The following is a 26,521-nucleotide window of genomic DNA, read 5'->3' on the forward strand; positions in this document are numbered from 1 at the left end:
CCGATGACCACCACCAACGCCCCCGCAGCCGCCGACGCCGCACCCGGCACCGCCGGGCCCCTCCTCGACGTCTCCGGCGTCACCATGCGCTTCGGCGGCCTCACCGCCGTCAACAACGTCTCCCTCACCGTCGGCCGCGGCGAGATCATCGGACTCATCGGCCCCAACGGCGCCGGCAAGACCACCTTCTTCAACTGCCTCACCGGCCTCTACGTCCCCACCGAGGGCACCGTCACCTACCAGGGCGCCGTCCTGCCGCCCAAGCCCCACCTCGTCACCCAGGCCGGCATCGCCCGCACCTTCCAGAACATCCGGCTCTTCGCCAACATGACCGTCCTGGAGAACGTCCAGGTCGGCCGGCACAGCCGGATGCGCCAGGGCCTGCTCTCCGCCGTCCTGCGCGGCCCCGGCTTCCACCGCTCCGAGGCCGAGAGCCGCGAGAGTGCCATGGAACTCCTGGAGTTCACCGGCCTCGCCGGCAAGGCCGACCACCTCGCCCGCAACCTCCCCTACGGCGAGCAGCGCAAGCTGGAGATCGCCCGCGCCCTCGCCTCCGACCCCGGCCTGCTGCTCCTCGACGAGCCCACCGCCGGCATGAACCCCCAGGAGACCCGCGCCGCCGAGGAACTCGTCTTCGCCATCCGCGACCGGGGCGTCTCCGTCCTCGTCATCGAGCACGACATGCGCTTCATCTTCAACCTCTGCGACCGCACCGCCGTGCTCGTCCAGGGCCAGAAGATCGTCGAGGGCGACCGCGAGACCGTCCAGAGCGACGAGCGCGTCATCACCGCCTACCTCGGCGCCCCGCTCGAAGGCACCGCCCCCGTTACGGAGACCGACCAGTGACCGCACTCCTCGAAGTCCAGGACCTCCGCGTCGCCTACGGCAAGATCGAGGCCGTCAAGGGCATCAGCTTCACCGTCAACCAGGGCGAGGTCACCACCCTGATCGGCACCAACGGCGCCGGCAAGACCACCACCCTGCGCACCCTCTCCGGCCTGCTCAAGCCCACCGCCGGCCGCATCACCTTCGCCGGCCAGGCCCTCACCACCGTCCCCGCCCACAAGATCGTCGCCCTCGGCCTCGCCCACTCCCCCGAGGGCCGGCACATCTTCCCGCGGATGACCATCGAGGAGAACCTCCTCCTCGGCGCCTTCCTGCGCAGCGACACCGACGGCATCGCCCGGGACGTCGAACGGGCCTACGGCCTCTTCCCCATCCTCGGCGAGCGCCGCAAGCAGGCCGCCGGCACCCTCTCCGGCGGCGAGCAGCAGATGCTCGCCATGGGGCGGGCGCTGATGTCCCGGCCCAAGCTGCTGATGCTCGACGAACCCTCGATGGGCCTCTCGCCGCTGATGATGCAGAAGATCATGGCGACCATCGTCGAGCTCAAGGCCGACGGCACCACCATCCTGCTCGTCGAGCAGAACGCCCAGGCCGCGCTCTCCCTCTCCGACCGCGGCTACGTCATGGAGACCGGCAGCATCGTCCTCCAGGGCACCGGCGCCGACCTCCTGCACGACGAGTCGGTCCGCAAGGCCTACCTCGGCGAGGACTGACCCTCCCCGCTCCACGACGAAGGGCCCGGCGCACACCGCCGGGCCCTTCCGCTACTCCTGCTCCGCGGGACCCGCGGGACCCTCGGCCTCCTCGGCCTTCTTGCGGTCCTGCGCGGCGCCCTCCTCGATGACCGCCTCGGCCACCGCCGCCATCGTCATCCGGCGGTCCATCGAGGTCTTCTGGATCCACCGGAACGCGGCCGGCTCGTTCAGCCCGAACTTGGTCTGCAGCACGCTCTTCGCCCGGTCCACCAGCTTCCGGGTCTCCAGCCGCTGGGTGAGATCCGCGATCTCCTCCTCCAGCGTCCGCATCTCCGTGTACCGGGACACCGCCATCTCGATCGCGGGCACCAGGTCGCTCTTGGAGAACGGCTTGACGATGTACGCCATCGCCCCCGCGTCCCGCGCCCGGTCCACCAGCTCCCGCTGCGAGAACGCGGTCAGCATCAGCACCGGCGCCAGGTGCTGCTCGTGGATCTGCTCGGCCGCGGACAACCCGTCCAGCACCGGCATCTTCACGTCCAGGATCGCCAGGTCCGGCTTCAGCTCCTGCACCAGCCGGACCGCCGTGGCGCCGTCCCCGGCCTCCCCGACGACGGTGTACCCCTCCTCCTCCAGCATCTCCTTCAGATCGAGACGGATCAGCGCCTCGTCCTCGGCGATCACAATCCGGGTGATCTGGGGCGAATCGGTCTCAAGCGGCTCAGCCTGCTCGTCGGCGGTGCTCACGGGGCTCCTCGTTCCGGCGGGGTACTGCATGCACGAGGGTACCTAGCTGCGCCGGGCGTTGCGCGCAGGGTATCCTTCACGGGCGCGACTCGCCGAGTTGGTGGAAGGGCAGACACGATCGCCTCAAAAGCGATTGCCTGAAAGGGCGTGTGGGTTCGAATCCCACACTCGGCACAAGATTTTCCTCGTATTCCCAGGCCGTGGGAAGTTCATCACATCGAGCGGCTCCCGGTAGAACTCCTGACGCAGCCCGCGCCCCCGAAGAGAGTGGCGCACATGACCACGAATTCCGTGCGCGAACAGGCTGTCCACCTCCTTCGCGGAGGCATGTCCAACACCGAGGTGGCCCGCCGGTTCGACGTCCCACCCGGCACCGTCTCCTGGTGGAAGCACCAGGACCTCGCCAAGCGCGGACAGCTTCCCGGCCGGAAGCGATCCACCTGCACGCACTGCTTCGGTGACGCACTCGACCGCCCGGCCTACGCCTACCTCCTCGGCCTCTACCTCGGCGACGGCCACATCACCTGGCCGGAACAGCACCGGAGCCCCAGCCTCTTCATCACCTGCGACGCCAAGTGGCCCGGCATCATCGACTCCGTCGATCGGGCCATGCGCCAGGTGATGCCGCGCAACAGACCCTGCCGGATCCGGCGGACGGGCTGCTACGTGGTCAAGCTCTACTCGAAGCACCTGTACTGCTACTTCCCCCAGCACGGCCCCGGCAAGAAGCACGAGCGCACCATAGCCCTGGAGCCCTGGCAGCAGGAGATCGTCGACGCCCACCCCTGGGACTTCCTGCGCGGCCTGATCCACTCCGACGGTTGCCGCATCACCAACTGGGCCACCAAGCGGGTCGACGGTGTCGTCCGCCGCTACGAGTACCCGCGCTACTTCTTCACCAACACCTCGGCCGACATCGTCCGCCTCTTCACCGACACGCTCGACGCCGTCGGCGTGCAGTGGAAGGCCTCGATCCCCCGGCCCACCGGCCAGGTCAACGTCTCCGTCGCCCGCAAGGACTCCGTGGCGCTCATGGACGCCCACATCGGGCCCAAGTACTGAGGCCGGCGCGGCTCCCCCTCCCGGGGGGCCGCGCCGGCGGGGCGGGTCAGTCCAGGGTCCCCACGTGGTGGACGCGGACGAGGTTGGTGGAGCCGGCGAGGCCGGGCGGGGAGCCGGCGGTGATGACGACGATGTCGCCCTTCTCGCAGCGGCCGAGGGAGAGCAGGGCGGCGTCGACCTGTTCGACCATCTCGTCGGTGGTGGGCGCGAAGGGGCCGAGGAAGGTCTCCACGCCCCAGGTGAGGGCGAGTTGGCTGCGGACGGCCGGTTCGTAGGTGAAGGCCAGGACGGGGATCGGCGAGCGGTAGCGGGTCAGCCGGCGGGCGGTGTCGCCGGACTGGGTGAAGGCGATCAGGTACTTGGCGTGCAGGAAGTCGCCGATCTCCGCGGCCGCCCGGGCGACGGCGCCGCCCTGGGTGCGGGGCTTGTTGCTCGGGGTGAGCGGCGGCAGTCCGTCGGCGAGGATGTCCTGCTCGGCGGCCTCGATGATCCGCCCCATCGTGCGGACCGTCTCGGAGGGGTACTTCCCGACCGAGGTCTCGCCGGAGAGCATCACCGCGTCGGTGCCGTCGAGGACGGCGTTGGCGACGTCGGAGGCCTCGGCGCGGGTGGGCCGGGAGGAGTTGATCATCGAGTCCAGCATCTGGGTCGCCACGATGACCGGCTTGGCGTTCCGCCGGGCGAGGGCGACCGCCCGCTTCTGGACCATGGGCACGTCCTCCAGCGGCATCTCCACCCCGAGGTCGCCGCGGGCCACCATGACGCCGTCGAAGCGGTCGACGATGGAGTCGAGGTTCTGCACCGCCTGCGGCTTCTCGATCTTGGCGATGACCGGGACCCGGCGCCCCTCCTCGTCCATCACCCGGTGGACGTCCTCGACGTCCCGCCCGCTGCGGACGAAGGAGAGCGCGACGAGGTCGGCCCCGGTCCGAAGGGCCCAGCGCAGGTCGGCGATGTCCTTCTCGCTCAGCGCGGGCACCGAGACGGCGACCCCGGGGAGGTTGAGGCCCTTGTGGTCGGAGACCAGGCCGCCCTCGACGACGGTGCAGCGGACCCGCGGTCCGGCCACCTCGACGACCTCCAGGGCGACCCGCCCGTCGTCGACGAGGATCAGCTCGCCGGCGGTGACGTCCCCGGCGAGGCCGGGGTAGGTGGTGCCGCAGCCGTTCTGGTCTCCCTCGACGCCATTGTCGATGGAGATGGTGAACTCGTCGCCGCGTTCGAGTAGTACCGGGCCCTCGGCGAAGGTGCCGAGGCGGATCTTCGGGCCTTGAAGGTCGACCAGCACACCGACGCTGCGGCCGGTCTCGTCGGCGGCCTTGCGGACCCGGCGGTAGCGCTCCTCGTGCTCGGCGTGCGAGCCGTGGCTCAGGTTGAATCGGGCGATGTCCATCCCGGCGTCGACCAGGGACTTGATCTGGTCGTAGGTGTCGGTGGCGGGCCCGAGGGTACAGACGATTTTTGCTCGGCGCATACTGCTGAGAGTAGGCATTACCGGCGCGTAACGACGATGCGGGTCCGGACAACAGGATGGCCGTTGCCATAAGGAGAGTTGAACAATCTGACACAACGTCGGACCCCCGTGCGAGAGGTACCCCGGAGTCGCCCGCACCCGCTCCCTGATGCGATTCCGTGAAGGCGTGTTCACCTCTGGTTCACCGTCACTTCCACCGCCGCACGTGGTGCGGCGGGACGCTCTTCACCCCGGTGCGATGCCGGGATCCGGAAGTGGTTCCAACGAGGGGGAAGCGTCCGGTATGAAGCGCGGTGTGGTCGGAGTCCTGGTACTCCTGCTGATGGCCGGCGGCGTGGCGTTCTGGCTGGTGGGACGGCCCGACGACCCGCCCGACGACCTGCCCGGGGGGACGACGAGTTCGGGCGTCGTGAAGGTCACCGGCACGGTCGGATCCGAGAAGAAAGCGTTCTTCGACGATCCCAAGGTCCAGGAGGAACTGCGGCAGCAGGGCCTGGAGGTGAGCGCCCAGAGCGCCGGCTCCTGGCAGATGAACGACGTCCAGAGCGGCACGGCCGACTTCGCCTTCCCGGCCAGCCTGCCGCCGGCCGAGGCGATCCAGAAGGACCACAAGATCACGGGGACGCCGGTCCGGCCGTTCTACTCGCCGCTGGTCGTCGTCACGCGCAAGGCGACCGCCGAGATCCTCAGGAAGAACGGCCTGGCGGCGCAGAGCGATTCCAAGGTCTGGACGCTCACGATGGACAAGTTCCTCAGCGCGGTCCTGGAGGGCCGCAAGTGGGAGCAGCTCGCTCCGGAGAACAGGCCCCCGGAGCTCGCGGGCTCCCTCTTCCTGACCACCACCGACCCGGACAAGTCCTCGTCCGGGGCGCTGTACGTCGCCATGATGTCCTTCCTGCTGAACAACAGGGAGGCGGTGCAGGACGAGGCGACCGTGCAGAAGGTCGGCAAGGACCTGAAGGAGGCGTTCAACCGGCAAGGGGGGATGCAGTCCTCCACCGAGCAGCCGTTCGCGGACTTCGTCTCCGGCACCGGCCGGCCGCTGGTGCTCGCGTACGAGTCCCAGGCGCTCGAACTGGCGGCCAAGAAGGACCTTCCGCCCGACACGGTGCTGCTCTACCCGGACACCGCGGTCATCTCCGACCATTCGATCGTGGGGTTCACCGAGGGCGGGAAGAAGCTCGCGGACGTTCTCCTGAAGGACGAGAAGCTCCGCCAGCTGGCGGTCGAGCACGGGTTCCGGCCGGCCACTCCGCCGTCCGGCGAGTCACCGTTCAAGGCGCACGTCGCCGAGCTGAACAACGGTCCCACGAAGAACAACTTCGCGTTCGACCCCGATCTCAACCTGCCGAGGGTCGCGCTGCCCAAGCAGGACATTCTGCTGAGCCTGGTCAAGGCCACGGCCACCAAGTGACGGGGAACATGGCAAGCACATTCACCGGAAGGGTGAGGATGAGGAAGAGCGGTGCCCGGCACCTGGCCGTCGGGCTGGCCCTGTTGGCCGCGACGGCGTGCACGTCCTCGGCCGACCCGAAGCCCGCGCCGAGCGACTCGCCGACCACGGCGAGCGCCCAGCCCGCGCCGACCGCGCAGCCGGGGGTGCTGCGCATCCTCGCCGGCAGCGAACTCCAGGACATGGCACCCGTGCTGGAGGAGGCGCAGAAAGCCACCGGGGTGAGCGTGCAGTTCTCCTGGACGGGTTCGCTGGACGGCGCGGACGCCGTCGCCGCGGGCAACACCGACGGCAAGTACGACGCCATCTGGTTCCCGTCGAACCAGTATCTGCACCTGTACGACAAGAGCAAGGAGAAGCTGCTCTCGGAGACGCCGATCATGGCTTCGCCGGTCGCCTTCGGGATCCGCTCCTCGGTGATCAACGACCTGGCCTGGGGCGACGGGTCGAAGGTGACCTGGGGCAACCTGGCGGAGGCGGCGTCCGCCGGCAAGCTGTCCTACGGCATGGCGGACCCGTCCCGCTCCAACTCGGGCTTCTCGGCGCTGGTCGCGGTGGCCTCGGCGTTCTCGGGGGCGGGGTCGGCGCTGACCGACGCGGACGTGCAGAAGGCGGCGCCGCAGCTCAAGCAGTTCTTCACCGGGCAGAAGCTGACCTCGGGTTCCTCCGGCTGGCTGGCGCAGGCGTACACCCGGGCGGAGCAGGGCTCGATCGGGGCCCTGGTGAACTACGAGTCGGTGCTGCTGTCGCTCGACAAGACGCTGCCGGCCGACCAGAAGCTGACCGTGGTCCGCCCGACCGACGGCGTGGTCTCGGCGAACTACCCGCTGACCCTGCTGAGTTCGACCCAGCAGCGGGAGCGGGAAGCCTTCCAGCGGCTGACCGCCCACCTGCTGCAGCCGGAGGTGCAGAAGCGGATCTCGGAGCTGACGCTGCGCCGTCCGATCGCCCCGGGGGTGGCCCCGGCGGCCGGGCTGCCGACGGAGCGGGTGCACGAGCTGCCGTTCCCGGGCACCAAGGCGGTGGCGGACGGTCTGCTGTCCGCGTACCAGAACGAGCTGCGCCGGCCGTCGCGGACGGCGTACGTGCTGGACACCTCGGGCTCGATGGCCGGAGCGCGTCTGGCGTCGCTGAAGTCGGCGATGGGTCGGCTGACCGGGGCGGACGACACCCGGGGGACGCGGCGGTTCCGGGACCGCGAGGAGGTCACCTTGATCTCCTTCGCCTCCAAGGTGAAGTCGACGAAGACCCATTCGGTGCCTCCCGGTGGCGCGGCCCAGCAGGAGCTGGCGGCGATCGACGGGGACGTCCAGGGGCTGACGGCGGAGGGCGGGACGGCGGTGTACTCGTCGTTGGAGGAGGCGTACCGGGCCCTTGAGCGCCAGCAGTCGGCGGCCAAGGACGACCGCTTCACCTCGATCGTGCTGATGACGGACGGGGAGAGCAACGAGGGGGCCTCGGAGCAGGACTTCCGGGCCTTCCACGGCGGGCTCTCGCCGGCCCAGAAGGCGCTGCCGGTGTTCCCGATCCTGTTCGGCGACGCGGCGAAGGGGCAGTTGCAGGGCATCGCGGACCTGACCGGCGGCAAGCTGTTCGACGGGACGGGCTCGCTGGACGGGGCGTTCGAGGAGATCCGTGGCTACCAGTAACGGTGGCGGCGGGGGTGACGGGTGGAGCCGGGCCTGGGCCTACCTGGTGTCCACCCGGCACCTCGTGGCGGGCGGGGCGAGCGTGGGCGTCGGGGCGGCCACCTTCGTGCTCCAGGCACCGACGGCCCTGCCGCCGCTGCTCGCGGTGGGGGCGTACATCGCGACGGTGACGCTGTGGCCGGAGCCCGACCCGGCGAGGGGCCTGCCGCAGCCGCAGCCGCAGCCGCAGCCGGTTCCGGCAGCGGACCCGCCCGAGCGGCCCGAGGCGCCCGCCACCCCGCCCGCCACCCCGCCCGCCACCCCGCCGGCCGCCACGCCGACCACCCCTCCGGCCGCGCCGCCGGTGCCGCGGCTCTGGCCGCAGTTGGAGGAGTTGGCGGCGTTCGTCGGGTCGGCGCCGCTGCCGCCGTCGGCGAACGTGCCGGGGCTGCTGGTGCGGCTGCGGACGGCCGGGCCGGGGCCGACCACGGAGCCGATCGTCCGTCGTCGGCTGCCGTTGGCGGTGGACGGCTATCTGCGGGCGCTGACCTGGCAGCCGTGGGTGCCGGACGGGGCGGATCCGGTGGCCGAACTGGCCCGGGCGGTGGACGAGATGGCCGCCCTGGTCCCGGCGTCCTGAGAGCGGGGCGGGCGGGCGGGAGCGCGCACGTGCGACGGCGGAGCGGCCGGGCCCGGGTCACCGGGGGCCCGGCCGCTCCGCCGTTGTGCGGGTCAGGCCTCCAGTACGCCGGGCAGTTCGAGGCGGCGGCGCACGCCCAGTTTGCGGAAGCTGTTGGTGAGGTGGGTCTCGACCGTGCGGACCGCCAGGTGGAGCATCGCGGCGATCTCGGCGTTGGAGTGTCCGGCCGCGGCGAGGCGGCAGATGCGCAGTTCGCTGTCGGTGAGCGCCTCCGCGCCGGCGTGGTCGGCGCGGCCGATGCGGGCGCCGGAGGTGCGCAGCGCTTCCATGGCGGCGGCGCGGTGGCGGACGGCGCCGAGGCGTTCGGCGCGTCCGGCGGCCTCGCGCAGGGCGCGGCGGGCGGCGCCGCGCCGGCCGCCGTCGCCGAGCAGGCGGCCGTGGGTGATGAGGGCGGGGATGAGTTCGGTGTCGATCTCGGCGGTGCGCAGCAGGTGGACGGCCTCGGTGGCGAGGTCGAGGCCGTGGCGTCCGCCGGTGGCGGCGGCGAGGGCGCGCAGGGCGCGGCCGACGGTGCGGGGGGTGCCCCAGACGCGGGCGAGGCGGAGGTCCTCCTCGGCGAGGGCGACGGCGGGGCCGGGTTCGCCGAGGAGGAGGTGGCATTCGGCGGCGGCGGTGCGCCAGGGGGTGACGATGGGGCTGCGGACCTGGCGTTCGCCTTGGCGGCGGCCGCATTCGAGGAGGTCGGCGAGGGCTTCGGCGGGTTCGCCGGAGGCGAGTCGGAGCAGGCCGCGGGCGTAGAGGTATTCGTTCCATTCCCAGGAGTCCTGGGCGCGGTCGGCGGCGACGGCGCGGGCGAGGCCGTGGGCCTGCCAGAGCCGGCCGGTTTCGATGAGGGCGATGACGCTCTGGGCGACCAGGTGGGCGTTCTGCTGGCCGAGGAGTTCGGCGTAGCGGCCGGGTGCGGTGTCGTCGGTGGCGGGGCGGGTGGCGGTGGGGGTGCCGGTCCGCCAGGACGGTCCGGGGGTGGTGTCGGGGAGGCCGGTCGCGCCCCAGGGGCGTAGGCGGGGCAGTCCGGGTGGGCCCCAGGGGGTGGGGTGGAGGAGTGGGGGGGCGGGTGGCGCGGCGGAGGGTGCGGGGGTGGGGGCGGGGCCGGGGGCGGTGAGGGCGTAGTCGTCGAGCAGGGCCTGGTACTCGCCGCGCATGATCCTGGTCTCGGCGCGGACGCTGAGCAGGCACTGGTAGCCGGGGTCGAGGGGGCCGCCGCGGTAGCCGGCGAAGCCGCGGGCGACGATCTCGTCGGCCTGGTCGAGGAGGTCGGCCCACTGGGAGAGGGTGGCGAGGGAGACCAGCAGGTAGGAGCGGCAGAGCGGGTCGACGGGGGCGTCGTCGAGTTCGCGGATGCGTTCGGCGACCTCGGTGGCGGAGAGCAGGCCGCTGGTGGCGTCGAATTCGGTGAGCAGGGAGAAGGCGGGCGGGGCGAGGCGCTGGGGGGTGCGGGTGGCGAGGCGTTGGACGCCTTCGACGACCTGGAGCCAGCTGCGGCCGTCGTGGGCGGCGATCTGGGCGGTGGCGGCCTGGACGGCGTGGAGGACGTCCTCCTGGTCGACGAAGCGGTGGGCGAGTTCGTCCATGAGTTCGATGGCGGCGGCGGTGTCGCCGCGGGTGGCGAGGACGGCGCCGAGGGTGTTGGCGGCGCGGAAGACGCCTTCGTCGGTCTGCTGGAGGTGGACGGCCTCGGCGAGGTGGCGCAGGCCGACGGTGCGTTCGGCGGGGCCGAGGGTGACTTCGAGGCTGCCGAGTTCGGTGAGCAGCAGGCCGCGCTGGCGGTCGCTGAGGGGTTCGGCGAGGACGCGGCGCAGCAGGGCGGCGGCGTCGGCGGGGTGGTCGGCCTCGGCGGCCTGGCGGGCGGCGCGGCGCAGGGTGTCGGCGGCCCAGCGGGGGGTGGGGGCGGGGGTGAGCAGGAGGTGGCCGGCGACGGTTTCGTCGGGGGCGCCGGTGCGGTGGAGGTGTTCGGCGGCGGCGAGGTGGACCTCGGCGCGGTGGCCGGGGGCGTGGCCGGTGAGGACGGCGTCGGCGAGCAGGGGGTGGGCGAAGCGGGGCCAGCGGCCGGGTCCGGGGGTGTCGAGGTGCCGGTGGAGGGTGAGGTGGGCGAGCCAGCCGGCGAGTCGGCCGGGGTCGGCGGCGGTGAGTTCGGCGAGCAGCGGGACGGGGTCGAGGGGCGGGGTGCCGGGGGCGGGGTCGGCGGGGTGTTCGGACATCCGGGCGAGGACGCGGGCGACGGTGACGGCCTGGTGGCCGGCGCCGTGCAGCCAGGCGTCGACGGCATCGGTGAAGGCGCTGCCGGGCAGGCCTCCGCAGCGCTCGGGCAGGGTGGCGGGCAGCGCGGCGGCGGGGGCGGCGGGCGGCACGACGGGCGCGGCGGTGGGGGACGCCGCGGACGCCACGGGCGCGGCGGGACCGTCGTCCCCGTCCGCCGGGTCCGCCGCGAGGTCGGCGAGCAGCGCCGTGAGCAGCAGCGGGTTGCCGCCGCTGGCGCGGGCGCAGTCGGCGGCGAGCCCGGGGGGTGTGCCGGGCCCGAGGTGCTGCCGGGCGATCCGGACGGCGGCGGGGGTGCCGAGCGGGGCGAGCCGCAGGGTGGTGGCGAGGTCGGGGGTCAGGTCGCGGGTGAAGCGGCCGGGCGGGGTGTCGAGGGCGGCCTGCCGGTGTTCGGTGGCGATCAGCAGGGCGGGCAGCCGGTCGATGCGGCGGGCGACCTGGCGCAGCCAGCGGCGGGAGGGCTCGTCGGCGAGGTGGATGTCGTCGACGGCGAGCAGCAGCGGGTGGTGGGTGCCGTGCAGGCGGAGCAGGGACCAGAGGGTGGTCTCGGCGGTGTCGTGCGGGGCACCGCCCGGGCCGGGTCCGGGGCCCGCACCGGCGTGGTGCGCGGCCGGCGGGGCGCCCCAGGGGGACTGTCCGTAGGGGCCGGCGGGGGTCGGGCCGGTGTCGAAGAGCTGGCGGGCGGCCGCGTAGGGGGTGGCGGTCTCCTCGGCGGAGCAGCGGGCGCGCAGCACGGTGGTGCCCTCGGCGGCGGCGCGGCGGGCGGCTTCGGCGAGCAGCGCGGTGCGGCCGGTGCCGGTGGCGCCGGTGACCAGCAGGACGTGGCCGGTGCCGCGGCGGGCGGCGGCGGCCCGGTCGGCGATCTGCCGCAGCTGTGGTTCGCGTTCCGCGAGGTGGGTGGACGTGGTGGTGCTCATCCCCGGTTTCCCCTCTTTCCCCTTCTGCCCTTCCCGGCCCCCTGTCGGTGTCCGATCGGGCAGTATCCGCCGTTGTACCGGGAAATCGGCTTGACGTGCTAACCACGCGTTACCGGTGAGTCCGGTTCTCGTCGTGATGTGAGGGGCCGGTGTGGACCCGTGTGTCGCGGTGGAACGGCCCGGTGGGGCGCCCTCCGGCGGCTGCGCGGGCAGTCCGCCGCCCTGATGACCACCTGCGGGGCCCGAAGCGTTGCCCCCGTCCTTCGGCGGGGACTGCCCGGCGGGCCCGATCTCGTGGTGGACCACGATGGCCGGGAGGCTGCCCCGGCGGGAAGCATGGTGGGAGTTTCCGGGGCACGGGCAGCGCTCCCGGATCGCCGTCGTAACGGCCGGCCGTCCCGGGTGGGGCGCAATGCCCCGAGGTTCGGGGTCCTCCGGGTGGCCGGGCCGGCTTCTCCAGGAGGGGGCCAGATTTGACTGTTCTGCACACCGAGTACGACCGCCGTGGCACGGCGGTGCGGGCTTCGGCGTCCGCCGCGCGTACGGTGCCGCCACAGCGACCGGTGGCGTCCCGCGCGGTCGCCGTCGCCGGGCAGGTGCCGGCCGCGGCCGCGGCCGCCCATCCTCAGGCGTCCGCCGCCGGTGCCGTCCGCGGTGCGGCGGGGGCGGCCCGGCCGGTCGCCGCCGTCCCGGCCCGCACCTCGACGGTGCCGGTCGCCGTCCAGGCCGCCGATCCGCTCTCCCGGGCGGGTGCGGAGGCGCAGCTGCGCCGCTTCCCGGGGGTCGCGGTGGTGGATCCTGCGGGTGCGGCCGCGCCGGGCACGGTCACCGTGCTGGTCGCCGAGTCGGCCGACGCGGCCGCCACGGCGGCGCTGCGCCGGCTGGTGCGCGGCGCCGGGCAGCGGGTGGTGCTGGTGGTCGAGCGGCTGCGCGAGACCGAGTTGATGGAGGCCGTCGAGTGCGGAGTGGCGGCGATCCTGTGGCGCCGGGAGGCGACGCCGGAGCGGCTGGGCCGGGCGGTGCTGGCGGCGGCCCGGGGCGACGGTGACCTGCCGGCGGATCTGCAGGGCCGGCTGATCGCCCAGGTGGGCCGGTTGCAGCGGTCCGTGCAGGGCATGCCGGGGCAGGCCCCGACGGGTCTGTCGGAGCGGGAGTCGGACGTGCTGCGGCTGGTCGCGGAGGGGTGGGACACCGGGGAGATCGCGGCCCGGCTGTCGTACTCGGAGCGGACGGTCAAGAACGTGCTGCACGGTCTGACCACCCGTCTGCAACTGCGCAACCGGGCGCACGCGGTGGCCCACGCGGTCCGCGAGGGGTACATCTAGGATCCGGCGCGACGGGCGGGCAGGTGCGCGTGCAGCACCTGCCCGCCCGCGTCATGAACGGGTCGCCAAGATCTCACCTGCTGGAAAGGTCCGGGGTCTATCCATCGGAGTGACCGCAGGGCAGACTTCTACGCGCGTTCCTCTACGCGCGTCACTCATGACGGTCCGTTCGCAGTCCCCACCCGGGAGAGTCCTCCAATGCCCCTGAACCGCCGTGACTTCGTCACCCGGTCCGCCGCCACCGCCGCCGGCGCCGCCCTCGCGAGCAGCGCCGCCCTCGCCGCCGCCACCCCCGCCGCGGCGGCCGGACCGGACGGGGCCCGCGCCAAGGGCCGCACCAAGCGCCAGGCCTTCACCGTGATGGGCACCACCGACCTGCACGGCCGGGTGCTCAACTGGGACTACTTCACGGACGCGGTCTACGCCGACAAGGCGCACAACGAGGTCGGCCTGGCCAAGATCTCCACGCTCGCCAAGCAGGTGCGCGAGGAGAAGGGCTGGGACCGCTGCCTGCTCATCGACGCCGGTGACACCATCCAGGGCACCCAGCTGACGTACTACTACGCCCGGGTCGAGCCGATCGCCACCGAGGCCGACACCGCGCCCGAGCACCCGATGGCGCTCGCCATGAACACCATGGAGTACACGGCCGCCGCGCTCGGCAACCACGAGTTCAACTACGGCATCGACACCCTGCGCGCCTACGAGGAGCAGCTGGACTTCCCGCTGCTGGGCGCCAACGCGCTGAACGCCCGCAACGACAAGCCGGCCTTCCCGCCGTACGTCATCCGCAAGCTGAAGCTGGACAACGGCCCGGCGCTCAAGGTCGGCATCGTCGGCCTGACCAACCCGGGCATCGCGATCTGGGACAAGGCCAACGTCGCGGGCAAGATGACCTTCCCGGGCATCGTCGAGACCGCGAGGACCTGGGTGCCGAAGGTCAAGGCGGCCGGCGCGGACGTCGTCGTGGTCGCCTGCCACTCCGGCACGGACGAGGCCACCTCCTACGGCGACCAGCTGCCCTGGCCGGAGAACGCCTCGGTGGCGCTGGCCGAGCAGGTGCCGGGCATCGACGCCGTCCTGGTGGGCCACGCGCACAAGGAGATCCCGCAGCGCCTGGTCGTCAACAAGGAGACCGGCAGGACCGTCGTGCTCTCCGAGCCGCTGTGCTGGGGCCAGCGCCTGACCTGCTTCGACTTCGAGGTCGAGTTCGACAAGGGCGCGTGGAAGGTCGTCTCGCTCTCCTCCCGGGTGCTGAACTCCAACACCGTCCCGGAGGACCCGGAGATCGTCGACCTGATGACCGACCAGCACAAGAAGGTCGTCGCCTACGTCAACCAGGTCATCGGCACCGCCAAGATCGAGCTGTCCATCGCCGAGGCGCCGTTCAAGGACACCCCGATCATCGACCTCATCGGCCGGGTCCAGGCCGAGGTCGTCCGCGCCGCGCTGGCCGGCGGCCAGTACGCCAAGCTGCCGGTGCTGGCCCAGGCCGCCCCGTTCAACCGCACCGCGAAGATCCCGTCCGGCCAGGTCAAGCTGCGCGACGCGGCCGGCCTGTACATCTACGAGAACACCCTGGAGGCCCGCATCCTGACGGGCGCCCAGATCAAGGACTACCTGGAGTTCTCGGCGAAGTACTACGCCCAGCTGGCCCCGGGCGCGCCGGTCGACAAGGCCGCGCTGACCAACGCGCAGAACACCCCGGACTACAACTACGACGCGGTGTACGGCGTCTCGTACGACATCGACATCGCCCAGCCGGTCGGCTCGCGGATCGTCAACCTCTCCTTCGAGGGCAAGCCGATCGACCCGAACGCCCAGTTCGTCCTCGCGGTCAACAACTACCGCGCCAACGGCGGCGGCAACTTCCCGCACGTCGCGGCCGCCCAGAAGCTGTGGGCCAACTCGGACGAGATCCGCAACGCGATGATCGCCTGGGTGAAGGAGAAGGGCGTCATCGACCCGGCGGACTTCTTCACCGAGTCCTGGCGCCTGGTCCGGGCCGGCCAGCCGGTCTTCTGACCCGACCGCCCGCTCCAACGGCACCACCGACCGGCCCCGGGGCGCACGCCCCGGGGCCGGTCCCCTGGACGGCTAGGCCGGCCGCATGCGGACCATCGCCGCCTGGCCCCTGGACGGACCTGCCCCGGCAGACGTGCCGGCCGAGTTCCACGACCCGTGTGCCCGGGTCGGCCGGGACCTGCGGCACCTGCCCGCCGGCGACCGGCTCCCGGCCGGCGTCCGCTGGGAGCTCTCCGAGGAGCACTACACCGGCTTCCTCCTCGGCCTGGGGGCCGCCCGGGGCCTGCTGTTCACCCGCGAGACGGACCCCTACCTCCCGCCCGGCCCGCTCACCGCGTACGTCGCCGAGCAGGTGCAGGACCACCTGACCGGCCACGAGTTCGTCCAGTGGCCGGCCTGCCCCGGCCACACCCACCCGCTGGTGCCCGCCGCCACGGGGGCGCAGGCCTGGTGGCACTGCCGGCGCTCCGGACGCCCGCTCGTCCGGATCGGCGACCTGGCCGCCGGGCGCTGAGGCCCGCTACCCCAGGGCCGCCAGCTCCTCCATCGCCGAGCGCTCGATCCGCGCCAGCTCCTCCAGCAGCCGGCCGGCCCGCTCCAGCGGCGCCGCCTCCCCGGACTCCCCCGCCCCGGCGACCAGTTCGGCCACCTCGGCCCAGCCCGCCGCGGCCTCGGCGTACCGGTCGCGGGCGGTCCGCACCCGGGCGTCGTCGAGCAGCCCGGCGCACTCGCCGAGGAAGTCCCGGTAGAGGTTGCGGAACAGCGCGCCGCCGGTCCCGGCCAGCTCCATCATCCGTGCGGCCTGCGGCAGTCGGCGGCCCGGATCGTCGGCCCGGGCGAGCCAGCCCGGCACCAGGGCGGCGGCCTTGGCGATGCCGCGGTGTCCGAGGTTGGCGATCGGCGGGTGCAGGAAGGACGCCGCGCAGTCGGCCAGCGCGGGAACCAGCGCGGCCCGGACGTCCGGGAGTCCACCGCGCCGGGCGAGCGTGAAGGAGCGGTGGCGGGCGGTCATCGGGCCGCGCTCGGCGCGCGCCGCCGCGAGCGAGGCCAGGCTGGTGGTGACCGCGCCGCCCTGCTGGGCGGTGTCCACCAGGTGCGCGTCGGTCGCGTCGTAGCCCTCCATCGCGACCACGTGCCCGCCGAAGTGCACCTTGGAGGTGAAGTACTCCAGGTGGTAGCTGTCCAGTTGGAGCCCGACCGGGCGGCCGGCGTCCAGCTCCGCGGCGACGTTCCGCCAGGCCCGGCCGGCGGATCCGGTCTCCCGGACCTCCAGCTCCAGGCCGAGCCGGGTGGCCAGCGTCCGGGTCAGCTCGAAGGGCTTGACCCGGCCGCCGAGGAACGGGAAGTCCATCCCCTTGCCGTCCCAGTAGATGAACGACAGCCCGGCCCCGAGCCCGAACAGCATCGGCTCGGACAGCTCGACGCCCTCGTGGCGCAGCAGCACGTCCAGCGCCGTCGTCTCGCAGTGCTTCCCTCCGCGCGGCTCCGTCATGCCGCCTCCTCCGTCCGCTCCTCGACCCGGACCACCAGCCGGGTCGTCCACTCCTCCGCCGGGGCCTCGCCCGGCCCGACCAGGTACGCCTCCCGCACCGGCGCCAGCGGCCGCAGCCCGCGCTCGTGCACGGCGGCCAGCAAGGCGTGGTAGGCGAGCGGAAGTTGGGCGTACGGGCCGTGGTGCACCGTCGCCACCGCGGGCCCGCCGGGCAGCACCTCCCGGTCCAGCCCGGCCGGCGGCGCGTCCGCCCCCGGCGTCTCGGCGCCGACGGCGATCCGCATGCCCTCCGCGAGGTCCAGCGGGAAGAGACCCCACAGCGGGGGCCGCCACGGCGTGCCGTCCAGACCGGCCAGCAGCCGGCCGACGCACCCGCCGATCCGCTCCGCCAGCTCACCCGGCCCGGCCACCGCCCGCACGACGGCGAGCCGCCGCTCCGGCTCCGGTGCGAGGGTGATCTCGTAGCCGGGCAGGCCGCCGCCGGCCGCGAGGCGCTCCAGCAGCTCCAGGCGGGCCCGGTCGCGGGTGATCCGCTCGGCGACCCGGTCGCGTTCGGCGCACAGCAGGCGGGCCCGTTCCGGCTCGGCGGCCGCCAGGGTCGCGGCGATCACCGCGAGCGGCACGTCGAGTTCGCGCAGCAGGGCGACGGTGAGCGCGTCGCGGGCCTGCCCGGGGGCGTAGTAGCGGTAGCCGGTGGCCGGGTCGACCCGGGCCGGGGGCAGCAGGCCGGTGTCGTCGTAGTGGCGGAGCTGTTTGACGCTCAGCCGGCACAGGCGGGCGAAGCGCCCGATGGTGAGGTGGTCGTCCCGCGGGACGTCGTCTGGGTCGCGCACGGCCCCATCGTGGACCCTCCCCCCGTGGGAGGGTCCACCGCGGTCCGCCGTCCGGCCCGGGCGGCCGGCCCGCGAGACGCTGGGACATCTTCCCGAGACAGCAGGATATTCAGCCGCGCGCGGGGCCTGCCTACCGTTGATCACGTCGCCGGGAGCACGGTCGGCCGAGAAGAATCCGAGAAGGAGCAGTCCCATGCGCGCAGTGATCCAGAAGTCCTTCGGCGGCCCCGAGGTCCTGGAGGTCGTCGAGACCGAGCGGCCCGCCCCGCTCGGCGGCGAGGTCCTGGTCCGCGTCCACGCCAGCGGCGTCAACCCGGTGGACGCGGCGGTCCGTTCGGGCGCCTACCCGCTGCTCGGCGAGCCCCCGTACGGGGTCGGCTGGGACGTCTCCGGCGTGGTCGAGCAGGCCGGCCCGGGCGCCCGGTTCAAGGCCGGCGACGAGGTGTTCGGGATGCCGTTCTTCCCGCGGGCCGCGACCGGCTACGCCGAGTACGTCGCGGTGCCCTCCCGCCAGGTGGCCCGCAAGCCCGCCTCGCTGAGCCACGTGGAGGCCGCCGCCCTGCCGCTGGCCGCGCTGACCGCCTGGCAGGGCCTGGTGGACGCGGCGCGGCTGGCCGAGGGGCAGCGGGTGCTGATCCACCGGGCGGCGGGCGGTGTCGGCCACCTCGCGGTGCAGATCGCCAAGGCGCGCGGCGCGCACGTGGTCGCGCTGGCGAGCGAGCCGAAGCACGCGTTCCTGCGTTCGCTGGGCGCCGACGAGGTGCTCGACCACCGGGAGGAGGGCTTCCTGGAGCGGGTCGGGCAGGTGGACGTGGTGTTCGACTCCTCCTCGCAGGGCACCGCCTCGCTGGCGGTGCTGCCCGAGGGCGGCGTGCTGGTCTCGATCATGGAGCACTGGAACACCGAGCTGGCCGCCGAGGTCGAGGCCGCCGGGCGGCGGTTCGCGGGCGTCTCGGTGGAGCCGGACTACGCCTCGCTGGAGGCGATCGCCCGGCTGGTGGACGAGGGCCGGATCCGTCCGCACATCGCCGAGACCTTCCCGCTGGAGGAGGCCGCGAAGGCGCACGAGCTGATCGGCACCGGCCGCACCCAGGGCAAGATCGTCCTGACCGTCGGCTGACGTTCCGTAGGGTGGCCGGGGAAACGACGAGCGGGGAGGGCCCGTGGACATCCTGACCGAGGCACTGAGTTCGATGCGCACGGGGCAGCCCGCCTCCGTCCGCACCGAGGGGCGGGCCCCGTGGGGGCTGCGGCTGCCCCCGGTCGCCGGCGCCGGGTTCCACGTGGTGCTGTACGGGACGTGCTGGCTGGTGCCACTGGAGGAGGGGGCCGCGCCGATCGCGCTCAGCCCGGGGGACGTGGTGTTCCTGCGGGACGGCCGCGGCCACATCCTCGCCGACCAGCCGGGCACCCCGGCCGTCCCCGAGCAGCCCTCGGACTTCCGGCCGTCCCTGCCGATCGGCACCGTCGCGATCGGCGGGGACGGGCCGCGCACCAGCCTGCTGTGCGGCAACTACCACCTCGACCAGGCCCGCCCACACCCGCTGGTGCGGCAGCTGCCGGAGATCGTCCACCTGCAGACCCGGCACGGCCGGCACCCGGAGCTGAGCGCGGCCGTCCAGCTGCTCGGCGCCGAGCTGGAGAACCCGCGGCTCGGTTCGACCGGCATCGTCCCGGCGCTGATCGACTCGCTGCTGCTGTACATCCTGCGGGCGTGGTTCGAGGAGCAGCCGCCCGCCACCGCGGCCGGCTGGGCCGCGGCGCTCGGCGACTCGGCGGTGGCCCCGGCGCTCACCGCGATCCACGAGGCGCCGTCGGCGGCGTGGACGGTGGAGTCGCTCGCCACCCGGGCCGGGCTCTCCCGGGCGGCGTTCGCCCGCCGTTTCACCACCCTGGTCGGCGAGCCGCCGATGGCCTATCTGACCCGCTGGCGGATGACCACCGCGGCCCGGCTGCTGCGCGAGTCGGAGGCCCCGCTGACCACCGTCGCCGCGCGGACCGGCTACGGCTCGGAGTACGCCTTCGCGAAGGCGTTCAAGCGGGAGTTCGGCCTGGCCCCCGGCGGCTACCGCCGTGACGCCCGGGCCGCCTGAGCGGCCGTCGGCCCACTCGTCGCGCGGCGCACCGTCGCCGGCCGGCCTCCCGCTCCGCTCCCCCGGCGCGGGCCCGCCCTCACCCCTTGGCGACCGCCTCGCGGACCGCCGGGGCGATCTCGTTCGCCCAGCGGCCGAGGGTGAGCGGGTCCGGCGAGCCCTGGTCGGCGGCGAAGAGGGTGAAGCCGGACGCGCCGTGCTCCAGCACCGCGCCGGTCAGCTCGTCCACCCACTGGTCCACCGAGCCGCCGAGCCAGGTCCGTTCGCCGTCCCGGGTCCCGGCGAGCGGGCGGTCGGTGATCCGGCCCGGGAGGTTGTAGACGGTGCGGATCTCGCGCGGGTCGCGTCCGACGGCGGCGGCCGCCTCGTCGACGACCGGCCGCGAGCTGCGGTAGCGCTCACTGAGCCAGTCCGCCGCGTAGCCGGGGATCCAGCCGTCGGCGACCCGCCCGGTGACGGCCAGCGACTTGGGGCCGTTGGAGCCCGTCCACACCGGTGGGGCGGCCACCGGCGCGGGCTCGATCTCCCGGACCCGGTAGTACCGGCCCTCGTGGGTGACCGGCTCGCCGCCCCCGGACAGCCGCTTGACCAGGACGATCGCCTCCTCGAAGGCCTCCACCGCCTCGCCCGGGGCGAGCCGCTCCACGCCCAGGTCGGTGATCCGGTCCCAGAGCCCGCCGGCGCCCATGCCGAGCACCACCCGCCCGCCGGAGAGCGCCGAGAGCGAGGTGACCGCCCGGGCCAGCAGCGGCGCGGGCCGGACCGGCAGGTTGGTGACGTTGGCGAGGCCGCTGATCCGCTCGGTGCGCCCGAGCAGGAACCCGAGCGCGGCGTAGGCGTCGACCCGCCCGCCGAAGTAGGGGTGGTCGGACAGCGAGAAGTGGTCCAGGCCGTCCCGGTCGGCCTGGCGGACCACGCTCAGCAGCCGTCCGGTGTCGGCCAGGTCTCCCGGCGCGCCGAATCCGAAGACGACGCTCCCGCTCTCGGTTCCCATCGTGTGCTCCCTCACTCGTTGCGGCTTCTCAGGCGACGTTGAAGAGCTCGGCGAACCGGCCGGTGAACAGGTCGGCGCCCTTGTACTCCACCACGGTCTCGGCCAGGGCCAGCACCGGCCCGTCGGGGCCGGGCAGTTGGCCGACCCCGCCGCGCGGGCCCAGCGGCACCAGCATGAACGGGTGGGCCGTCGGCCGGTAGTGCGCCTCGGCGGGCTCGCCGCGCAGCTGGGCGGCGATGTTCCTGGCGACCACCTCGGCGTGCTGGAGCGCGACGCCGGCCATCTTCGGCTCCTCGATGGCGGTGAGGTCGCCGATCGCGTAGACGTGCGGGTGGGCGTCCACGGCGAGCGTGTCGCCGACCCGGACCTGCCCCTGCGCGGTGCGCTCGACGAGCCGGCCGTCGGCGAGGTAGTCGCTGTTGATCCGCACGCCGTGGGCGCGGAACCAGAGGTCGGCGGTGACCTCCTCCCCGCTCTCCAGCGCGACGGTGAAGGTACCCGCCCGGCCCGGTGCGACGGCGGGGTCGGCGGCCAGGCGCGCGCCGAGCCGTACGGTGACGCCCAACGCGTCCAGCTGGCGGTGGAGTTCCTCGCGCAGCTCGGGCAGCAGGGCGGGCACCAGCCGGTCGGCCGGGTCGAGGAGGGTCACCTGCTTCTCCGGCCAGACCTCCTTGATCTCCCCGGCCAGCTCCAGGCCGACCGGCCCGGCGCCGGTGATCAGCACCCGGTCCGCGCCGGCGAGTTCCTCGTGGGTGGCGCGCAACTGGTCGAGCGCCTCGGTCCGGGAGTCGGAAGCCGGCTTGGCGGGGTAGGCGTAGCTGGAGCCGGTGGCGAGCACCAGGTAGTCGGCCTCGATCCGCCGCCCGGAGGCGAGGGTGACGCCGCCCGGGTCGGCGGAGACCACCCGGTCGCGGATCACCTCGCCGCGCGCGAGCAGGGTCTCGTACCCGAAGAAGATGGCGCCCGCCCAGTCCGGCCGGGCCAGCGCCCGCAGCGATCCGGCGGAGTTGACGAAGGCGTCGCGCGGGTCGATGAGGACGACGTCGGCCTCGGCGTCCAGCGCCTTGGCGACCGCGGACCCCCCGTAGCCCCCACCGACCACGACAACGGTACGACTCATGTTCTCTTGCCCCCAGAGCAGAAAAGAGTTGCAGTTCGCGCTACGAACATATTAGTTCGTTTCGCGAACTGCAACCCTTTCCGCGGGATCAGCCCGGCTCGCCGAAGACCGGCGGCGCCTCGTTGTCCAGCACCACCCGCCCGAGCAGCCCGGCCAGCGCCTCCCGCTCCTCGCCGGAGAGCCCGCCGGGCAGTTCGTCGATCCGCCGGCAGGTCTCGGCGTGGAACCGCTCCGCCAGCACCGCCCCCTCCGCCGTCAGCGCGACCCGCACCGCCCGCGCGTCCGCCGCGCAACTCTCGCGCCGCACCAGCCCGTTGCGCTCACTGCGGTCCACCAGCCCGGTCAGGCTCGACTTGGCCAGCCGCAACAGCCCCCCGAGCTCCCCCATCACGTACGACCGCCCCATCAGCACGCACAGCAACTGCCCCTGCTGCGGCGTCAGCCCGTGCTCGCGCGCCGACTCGGCGTACACCGCGTCCACCAGGAACGCCGCCCGCACCAGAGCCCCGACAACCCCGATCCCGCCACCCTTGCTCGTGTCCACCCATTCAGCCTAACAGCGAATACCAGACAATTCGCCCCACGAACTACCGCTGGTCCAGAATGCCCGCATGACGTCATCCCGAGCGCACCTGACGGACTACGCGCGGGGGCTCACCCCACCCGAGGGCTGGAAGGTCGAGGTGTCCGGCGACCTGATCGTCGTCACGGCCACCCCGACCACCGTCCACCAGCGCAACCTGCTGGTCGTCCGCCGCCAGTTCGACGCCCACTGCCCGGCCGAGCTGATGCCCAGCGAGAACACCGATCTCGCCTCGCCCCACACCGGCAAACTCCGCAACCCGGACCTGACCTACATCCCGCTCGACACCGTCGAGCTCGGCGGCAACCAGGTCCCCGCCGAGCTGGCCGCGATCGCGGTCGAGGTCGTCTCCCCCTCCAACCCGGAGAACGACCTGGTCGGAAAGGTCCGCGACTACCCGCAGATGGCGATCCCGCTCTACCTGGTGATCGACCCGCGCGAGGGCACCCTCACCCTCCACTCCGAGCCCGGCGGCGCCACGTACCACCGGCGGTGGACCGGGAAGTTCGGCGACGGCGTGCCGATCCCGGCACCGTTCTCCTTCGAGCTCGGGACCGCCGAGCTGCTCCGCTACCCCGCCTAGGGCCTCCGCGCGCAGCCTAGGGCTTCTCGGCGACGGCGGCCCAGATGCCGATCTGGGAGTCGGTGGCCTGCTCGGGGCTGTCGGGGCGCCAGAGCGGGGCGGTGACCAGGCCGGGGTCGGCGAAGTGCAGGCCGTCGAAGAAGCGCAGCACCTGCGCGCGGCTGCGCATGGTCAGCTGGGCGGAGGCGCTGCGGTAGACGGCGGCGCCGCGGCCGGCGTCGGCGGTCGGGGTGAAGTCCAGGGTGCCGTGGGAGAGGACGAGGCGGCTGCCGGACGGCAGGGCGTCCACCAGGGTCCGCACGATGCCGTACGGGTCGTCCTCCTCGTCGATGAAGTGCAGGACGGCGACGAGCAGCAGCGCCACCGGCTCGCCGGAGTCGAGCGCCCGCCGGACCTCGGGGGTGGCCAGGATCGCGGCCGGGTCGCGCAGGTCGGCCTGGACCACCGAGGTGCTCTCCGGGGTGGTGCCGCTCAGCAGGGCGCGGCCGTGCACCAGCACGATCGGGTCGTTGTCGAGGTAGACCACCCGTGCGTCCGGCCGCACCTGCTGGGCGACCTCGTGGGTGTTCCCGGCGCTGGGGATGCCGGTGCCGATGTCGACGAACTGCCGGATGCCCTCGCCGGCGAGGTGGCGCACCGCGCGGCCGAGGAAGGCCCGGTTGGCCAGCGCGCTGAGCCGCACCATCGGGCTGATGGCGAGCACCCGCTCCGCGGCCTCGCGGTCGGCCGGGAAGTTGTCCTTGCCGCCGATGTAGTAGTCGTACATCCGCGCGGGGTGCGGGATCTCGGGACGCAGGTCGGCGGGCGGCCGAGCCTCGTCACTGTCGCCCCCGACGAGCCACTCCCGGCCGATCTCCTGAAACCCGGTCACCACTGCCACCCCTTCGGTCCGTTCCGGTCACACACCGTCGAACACAGTCCCCACACGATCCGACAGGGCGCAGCATAGGGCAGCCCCGGCCCCGAACCGGAACCCGGCCGTCCCCTCCGAGGTCGGGGGACGGCCGGGTCCGCGTCAGAACGGGAAGCGGCTGCGCCCGTGCTGGATCGAGATCCACTTCACCGTGGTGAACGCGTCGACCGTCGCGTCGCCGTTCAGCCGGCCCACGCCCGAGTTCTTCTCGCCGCCGAAGGGCACCACCGGCTCGTCCGCGATGGTCCCGTCGTTGACGTGGATCATGCCGGTCTCGATCCGCTGCGCGACCCGCACGCCGCGCTCCACGTCGGCGGTGTGCACGGCGCCGCTGAGCCCGAACGGCGTGTCGTTGGCGATCCGCACCGCCTCGTCCTCGCCGTCGAACGGCACGACCAGCACGACCGGCCCGAACAGCTCGTGCCGCAGGATCGGCGCGTCGGCCGGCAGGTTCCCGAGCACCACGGGCTCCATCAGGCTGCCGGTGGTGGTGCCGCGCAGCAGCGCGGTGGCGCCGGCGGCGATCGCCTGGTCGACCTGCGCGGTGAGGGCGTCGGCCTGGACGGGGTTGATCAGCGGGCCGATGTGGGTGGCCGGGTCCCGGGGGTCGCCGACCTTGAGGGTGGCGACCTTGGCGACGAACTTGCGGGTGAACTCCTCGGCGACGGCGCGGTCGACCAGCACCCGGTTGGCGGCCATGCAGACCTGCCCCTGGTGCACGAAGCGGCTGAACACGGCCGCGTCCACCGCGTAGTCGAGGTCGGCGTCGTCCAGCACGATCAGCGCGCTGTTGCCGCCCAGCTCCAGCACGGTGCGCTTGAAGTGCGAGGCGGCGACGGTGGCGACGTGCCGGCCGACCTTGTCGGAGCCGGTGAAGGAGATCACCTTGGGGACCGGGTGCTCGATGAACGCGTCGCCGATCTCGGCGATGTCGGTGACCACCACGTTCAGCAGGCCGGCCGGCAGGCCCGCCTCCTCGAAGATCTTGGCGATCAGGGTGCCGCCGACCACCGGGGTCTCCTGGTGCGGCTTGAGCACCACGCCGTTGCCGAGCGCCAGCGCCGGGGCGACCGCCTTCATCGACAGGAACAGCGGGAAGTTGAACGGGCTGATCACCCCGACGACGCCGACCGGCAGCCGGTAGAGCCGGTTCTCCTTGCCGTCCACCGGCGAGGGCAGCAGCCGGCCCTCCGCACGCAGCGACAGTTGCATCGCCTCGCGCAGCATGTCCTTGGTGAGCGACAGCTCGAACCAGGCCTTGACGGCGGTGCCGCCGAGCTCGGTCATGATGTCCCGGGTGATCTCCTGCTCGCGGTCCTCCAGGATCCGCAGCGCGCGCTCGAAGACCAGCCGGCGGGTGTACGGGTTGGTGGCCGCCCAGTCCTTCTGCGCCTGCGCCGCCGCCCGGTAGGCCTGGTCGACCTCCTCGACGGTGGCGACGGTGATGGCGGCGATCTTGTCACCGGTGAAGGGATCGACGTCGACGATGTCCCAGGAGCCGCTGCCCTCGCGCCACTCGCCGTCGATGTACTGCAGCGCCAACTCGGAAAGGTACGACATCTGATCCCTCTCATGCCTACGGGAACGCACGAACCTCGTTCGCGGTCGTTCACGATCAGATCTGATCGGGGCTCATCGTACTTATCCGTCAGAGCTCTTGGCGTACGGAGCGAAGAAGTTCTCGTGTCCGCTCGGGGGAGAGGCTGTCCGCCACCAGACCGTCCATCGCGCCCGCGTACTCGGCGACCTCCGCCGGCTTGTCCAGGTAGAGGGCGGTGGTGAACTGCTCCAGGTACACGATGTCCGGCAGTTCCTGCTCGTCGAAGGCCAGCACCGAGAACGCCCCGCCCTCCGCGCGCAGCCCGCCGAAGCCCAGCGGCATCACCTGGAGCTCGACGTTCGGCAGTTCGGTCAGCTCCAGCAGCCGGTCGACCTGCGCCCGCATCAGCTCCGGCCCGCCCCAGGGGCGGCGCAGCACGGCCTCGTCCAGGACCGCGACCAGCCGCGGCGCCCGCTCGGCGGTCAGCACCTCCTGGCGCTTGAGCCGCACCTCCACCCGCCGCTCGATCTCGGCCGGCTCGGTGACGTGCCCGCCGTGGGTGATCACGGCCCGCGCGTAGTCGGCGGTCTGCAGCAGCCCGTGGACGAACTGCACCTCGTAGCTGCGGATCTCGGTGGCGGCCTCCTCCAGGCCCAGGTAGTTCTGGAACCAGCCCGGCAGGACGTCCCCGTAGCCGTGCCACCAGGACGTCGCGTTGGCCGCCCGCACCAGCCCCAGCACCGAGGCCCGCTCCGGCTCCGCGTCGACCCCGTACAGCGTCAGCAGGTCGGCGACGTCGCGCTCCTTGAAGCCGACCCGGCCGAGTTCCATCCGGCTGATCTTCGACTCGGAGGCCCGGATCGAGTACCCGGCCTCCTCCCGGCTGACGCCGCGGGCCTCCCGCAGCCTTCGCAGTTGCGACCCCAGCAGCAGACGCCGCACGGTGGCACCACCACCCGCCTGAGTCGCACCCATCGCCTCAACCCTCCGCACCTCGCGCAGCCCCCCGGCCGTCGGCCGCAGTCTTCCATCAGGGACCGACAAACAACAGTCCTCGGAACGCCCTCCGCGGAGTCACCGGACACCCGCACACCCTCGGCGGGGCCGCCCGGACGACCGGCATCCGGATACGCGCGGTAGCCACCCCGTAGCTCCCCGAACGCACTCTAGTCCCCCGCCGTCGCCATGGACATCCCCAACCCCCGCCGGACGCCCCGCACCGGTGCGAGGTGGCCGACACCG

The 26,521-nt window shown here is 73.2% G+C and carries 23 protein-coding genes and 1 tRNA gene; 13 read left to right on the plus strand and 11 right to left on the minus strand.

Translation table 11 applies throughout. The features are described from left to right. Positions 1–3 precede the first annotated feature (3 nt). Both ACFC0B_RS08600 and ACFC0B_RS08605 read left to right on the plus strand, forming a co-directional pair. The gene (locus ACFC0B_RS08600; RefSeq protein WP_376083916.1) at positions 4–846 is read left to right on the plus strand and encodes an ABC transporter ATP-binding protein; all 843 of its coding nucleotides are present in this window, start codon (positions 4–6) and stop codon (positions 844–846) included. Beyond that, entirely contained in the window at positions 843–1,559 is a 717-nt protein-coding gene (locus tag ACFC0B_RS08605; protein WP_376083918.1) for an ABC transporter ATP-binding protein, read from the plus strand. Before ACFC0B_RS08600 ends, ACFC0B_RS08605 begins: the two co-directional genes overlap by 4 nt. Before the next feature lie 51 nt (positions 1,560–1,610). Here the strand turns inward: ACFC0B_RS08605 and ACFC0B_RS08610 are convergent, their stop codons facing one another. Continuing rightward, complete coding sequence (locus tag ACFC0B_RS08610) at positions 1,611–2,288, minus strand: ANTAR domain-containing response regulator (protein WP_376083920.1); 678 nt, start codon at positions 2,286–2,288, stop codon at positions 1,611–1,613. A 91-nt stretch (positions 2,289–2,379) separates the two neighbouring features. Here ACFC0B_RS08610 and ACFC0B_RS08615 point away from each other — a divergent pair. Together ACFC0B_RS08615 and ACFC0B_RS08620 are read left to right on the plus strand one after the other, a co-directional pair. Further along, positions 2,380–2,462 (plus strand) — tRNA-Leu (locus tag ACFC0B_RS08615). Between the two features lie 102 nt (positions 2,463–2,564). Next, the gene (locus ACFC0B_RS08620) at positions 2,565–3,350 is read left to right on the plus strand and encodes a transposase (RefSeq protein ID WP_376083922.1); all 786 of its coding nucleotides are present in this window, start codon (positions 2,565–2,567) and stop codon (positions 3,348–3,350) included. Positions 3,351–3,396: 46 nt separating this feature from the next. Here the strand turns inward: ACFC0B_RS08620 and pyk are convergent, their stop codons facing one another. Then, positions 3,397–4,824 (minus strand): pyruvate kinase, encoded by a 1,428-nt coding sequence (gene pyk / locus ACFC0B_RS08625; RefSeq protein WP_376083924.1) that lies wholly within the window; start codon positions 4,822–4,824, stop codon positions 3,397–3,399. Between the two features lie 295 nt (positions 4,825–5,119). Between pyk and ACFC0B_RS08630 the strand changes: the two genes are divergently transcribed. From ACFC0B_RS08630 to ACFC0B_RS08640, 3 genes are read left to right on the plus strand one after another with little or no spacing between them, the layout of a single operon-like run. After that, positions 5,120–6,238 (plus strand): hypothetical protein, encoded by a 1,119-nt coding sequence (locus tag ACFC0B_RS08630; RefSeq protein WP_376083926.1) that lies wholly within the window; start codon positions 5,120–5,122, stop codon positions 6,236–6,238. A gap of 38 nt (positions 6,239–6,276) precedes the next feature. After that, positions 6,277–7,926 carry an extracellular solute-binding protein gene (locus ACFC0B_RS08635; RefSeq protein ID WP_376083928.1) on the plus strand — a complete coding sequence of 550 codons (1,650 nt, stop codon included), beginning with the start codon at positions 6,277–6,279 and terminating at the stop codon, positions 7,924–7,926. After that, entirely contained in the window at positions 7,913–8,545 is a 633-nt protein-coding gene (locus ACFC0B_RS08640) for a hypothetical protein (RefSeq protein ID WP_376083930.1), read from the plus strand. The genes ACFC0B_RS08635 and ACFC0B_RS08640 overlap by 14 nt, the downstream gene beginning before the upstream one ends. Before the next feature lie 92 nt (positions 8,546–8,637). On the opposite strand, the gene ACFC0B_RS08645 is transcribed toward ACFC0B_RS08640, so the two are convergent. Further along, positions 8,638–11,778, minus strand: coding sequence for an AAA family ATPase (locus tag ACFC0B_RS08645; protein ID WP_376083932.1), 3,141 nt, complete (start codon positions 11,776–11,778; stop codon positions 8,638–8,640). 707 nt (positions 11,779–12,485) lie between these two features. Here ACFC0B_RS08645 and ACFC0B_RS08650 point away from each other — a divergent pair. The 3 genes from ACFC0B_RS08650 to ACFC0B_RS08660 all read left to right on the plus strand — a co-directional run bounded on the left by ACFC0B_RS08650 (position 12,486) and on the right by ACFC0B_RS08660 (position 15,642). Continuing rightward, a complete protein-coding gene (locus ACFC0B_RS08650) occupies positions 12,486–13,103 on the plus strand; it encodes a LuxR C-terminal-related transcriptional regulator (protein WP_376084377.1) in 618 nt (205 codons plus the stop codon). 198 nt (positions 13,104–13,301) lie between these two features. Beyond that, a complete protein-coding gene (locus ACFC0B_RS08655; RefSeq protein ID WP_376083934.1) occupies positions 13,302–15,128 on the plus strand; it encodes a bifunctional metallophosphatase/5'-nucleotidase in 1,827 nt (608 codons plus the stop codon). A gap of 85 nt (positions 15,129–15,213) precedes the next feature. Further along, a complete protein-coding gene (locus ACFC0B_RS08660; protein WP_376083936.1) occupies positions 15,214–15,642 on the plus strand; it encodes a hypothetical protein in 429 nt (142 codons plus the stop codon). 6 nt (positions 15,643–15,648) lie between these two features. On the opposite strand, the gene ACFC0B_RS08665 is transcribed toward ACFC0B_RS08660, so the two are convergent. Continuing rightward, positions 15,649–16,620 (minus strand): BtrH N-terminal domain-containing protein, encoded by a 972-nt coding sequence (locus tag ACFC0B_RS08665; RefSeq protein ID WP_376083938.1) that lies wholly within the window; start codon positions 16,618–16,620, stop codon positions 15,649–15,651. After that, complete coding sequence (locus ACFC0B_RS08670) at positions 16,617–17,453, minus strand: MerR family transcriptional regulator (RefSeq protein WP_376083940.1); 837 nt, start codon at positions 17,451–17,453, stop codon at positions 16,617–16,619. Before ACFC0B_RS08670 ends, ACFC0B_RS08665 begins: the two co-directional genes overlap by 4 nt. A 193-nt stretch (positions 17,454–17,646) precedes the next feature. Between ACFC0B_RS08670 and ACFC0B_RS08675 the strand changes: the two genes are divergently transcribed. Then, the gene (locus tag ACFC0B_RS08675; protein ID WP_376083942.1) at positions 17,647–18,573 is read left to right on the plus strand and encodes an NADP-dependent oxidoreductase; all 927 of its coding nucleotides are present in this window, start codon (positions 17,647–17,649) and stop codon (positions 18,571–18,573) included. A gap of 43 nt (positions 18,574–18,616) precedes the next feature. After that, the gene (locus tag ACFC0B_RS08680; protein ID WP_376083944.1) at positions 18,617–19,546 is read left to right on the plus strand and encodes an AraC family transcriptional regulator; all 930 of its coding nucleotides are present in this window, start codon (positions 18,617–18,619) and stop codon (positions 19,544–19,546) included. A gap of 79 nt (positions 19,547–19,625) precedes the next feature. Here ACFC0B_RS08680 and ACFC0B_RS08685 read toward each other — a convergent pair whose 3' ends face one another. The 3 genes from ACFC0B_RS08685 to ACFC0B_RS08695 form a co-directional block, all read right to left on the minus strand. Further along, entirely contained in the window at positions 19,626–20,540 is a 915-nt protein-coding gene (locus ACFC0B_RS08685) for an LLM class flavin-dependent oxidoreductase (protein WP_376083946.1), read from the minus strand. Between the two features lie 28 nt (positions 20,541–20,568). Then, positions 20,569–21,660, minus strand: a complete 1,092-nt coding sequence (locus tag ACFC0B_RS08690) for an NAD(P)/FAD-dependent oxidoreductase (protein WP_376083948.1) — start codon at positions 21,658–21,660, stop codon at positions 20,569–20,571. Positions 21,661–21,748: 88 nt separating this feature from the next. Beyond that, positions 21,749–22,180, minus strand: a complete 432-nt coding sequence (locus ACFC0B_RS08695) for a MarR family winged helix-turn-helix transcriptional regulator (protein ID WP_376084379.1) — start codon at positions 22,178–22,180, stop codon at positions 21,749–21,751. Between the two features lie 91 nt (positions 22,181–22,271). Between ACFC0B_RS08695 and ACFC0B_RS08700 the strand changes: the two genes are divergently transcribed. Continuing rightward, entirely contained in the window at positions 22,272–22,826 is a 555-nt protein-coding gene (locus ACFC0B_RS08700) for a Uma2 family endonuclease (protein ID WP_376083950.1), read from the plus strand. A gap of 16 nt (positions 22,827–22,842) precedes the next feature. Here the strand turns inward: ACFC0B_RS08700 and ACFC0B_RS08705 are convergent, their stop codons facing one another. The 3 genes from ACFC0B_RS08705 to ACFC0B_RS08715 all read right to left on the minus strand — a co-directional run bounded on the left by ACFC0B_RS08705 (position 22,843) and on the right by ACFC0B_RS08715 (position 26,254). Continuing rightward, positions 22,843–23,697: an SAM-dependent methyltransferase gene (locus ACFC0B_RS08705; RefSeq protein WP_376083952.1), complete on the minus strand. Its 855-nt coding sequence runs from the start codon at positions 23,695–23,697 to the stop codon at positions 22,843–22,845. 144 nt (positions 23,698–23,841) lie between these two features. Then, entirely contained in the window at positions 23,842–25,299 is a 1,458-nt protein-coding gene (locus ACFC0B_RS08710) for an aldehyde dehydrogenase family protein (protein ID WP_376083954.1), read from the minus strand. Between the two features lie 88 nt (positions 25,300–25,387). Further along, on the minus strand, positions 25,388–26,254 hold the full coding sequence (locus ACFC0B_RS08715; protein WP_376083956.1) for a helix-turn-helix domain-containing protein: 867 nt from the start codon (positions 26,252–26,254) through the stop codon (positions 25,388–25,390). Between the last annotated feature and the right edge of the window lie 267 nt (positions 26,255–26,521).

The organism is Kitasatospora sp. NPDC056184, assembly GCF_042268405.1.
Classification (GTDB): domain Bacteria; phylum Actinomycetota; class Actinomycetes; order Streptomycetales; family Streptomycetaceae; genus Kitasatospora.

Excerpts from the sequence above, each read along its gene's own strand:
- ACFC0B_RS08600 (WP_376083916.1), top strand. The coding sequence starts at position 4 with ATGACCACCACCAACGCCCCCGCAGCCGCCGACGCCGCACCCGGCACC.
- ACFC0B_RS08620 (WP_376083922.1), top strand. The coding sequence starts at position 2,565 with ATGACCACGAATTCCGTGCGCGAACAGGCTGTCCACCTCCTTCGCGGA.
- pyk (WP_376083924.1), bottom strand. The coding sequence starts at position 4,824 with ATGCGCCGAGCAAAAATCGTCTGTACCCTCGGGCCCGCCACCGACACC.
- ACFC0B_RS08635 (WP_376083928.1), top strand. The coding sequence starts at position 6,277 with ATGAGGAAGAGCGGTGCCCGGCACCTGGCCGTCGGGCTGGCCCTGTTG.
- ACFC0B_RS08645 (WP_376083932.1), bottom strand. The coding sequence starts at position 11,778 with ATGAGCACCACCACGTCCACCCACCTCGCGGAACGCGAACCACAGCTG.
- ACFC0B_RS08655 (WP_376083934.1), top strand. The coding sequence starts at position 13,302 with ATGCCCCTGAACCGCCGTGACTTCGTCACCCGGTCCGCCGCCACCGCC.
- ACFC0B_RS08660 (WP_376083936.1), top strand. The coding sequence starts at position 15,214 with ATGCGGACCATCGCCGCCTGGCCCCTGGACGGACCTGCCCCGGCAGAC.
- ACFC0B_RS08665 (WP_376083938.1), bottom strand. The coding sequence starts at position 16,620 with ATGACGGAGCCGCGCGGAGGGAAGCACTGCGAGACGACGGCGCTGGAC.
- ACFC0B_RS08675 (WP_376083942.1), top strand. The coding sequence starts at position 17,647 with ATGCGCGCAGTGATCCAGAAGTCCTTCGGCGGCCCCGAGGTCCTGGAG.
- ACFC0B_RS08685 (WP_376083946.1), bottom strand. The coding sequence starts at position 20,540 with ATGGGAACCGAGAGCGGGAGCGTCGTCTTCGGATTCGGCGCGCCGGGA.
- ACFC0B_RS08690 (WP_376083948.1), bottom strand. The coding sequence starts at position 21,660 with ATGAGTCGTACCGTTGTCGTGGTCGGTGGGGGCTACGGGGGGTCCGCG.
- ACFC0B_RS08700 (WP_376083950.1), top strand. The coding sequence starts at position 22,272 with ATGACGTCATCCCGAGCGCACCTGACGGACTACGCGCGGGGGCTCACC.
- ACFC0B_RS08710 (WP_376083954.1), bottom strand. The coding sequence starts at position 25,299 with ATGTCGTACCTTTCCGAGTTGGCGCTGCAGTACATCGACGGCGAGTGG.
- ACFC0B_RS08715 (WP_376083956.1), bottom strand. The coding sequence starts at position 26,254 with ATGGGTGCGACTCAGGCGGGTGGTGGTGCCACCGTGCGGCGTCTGCTG.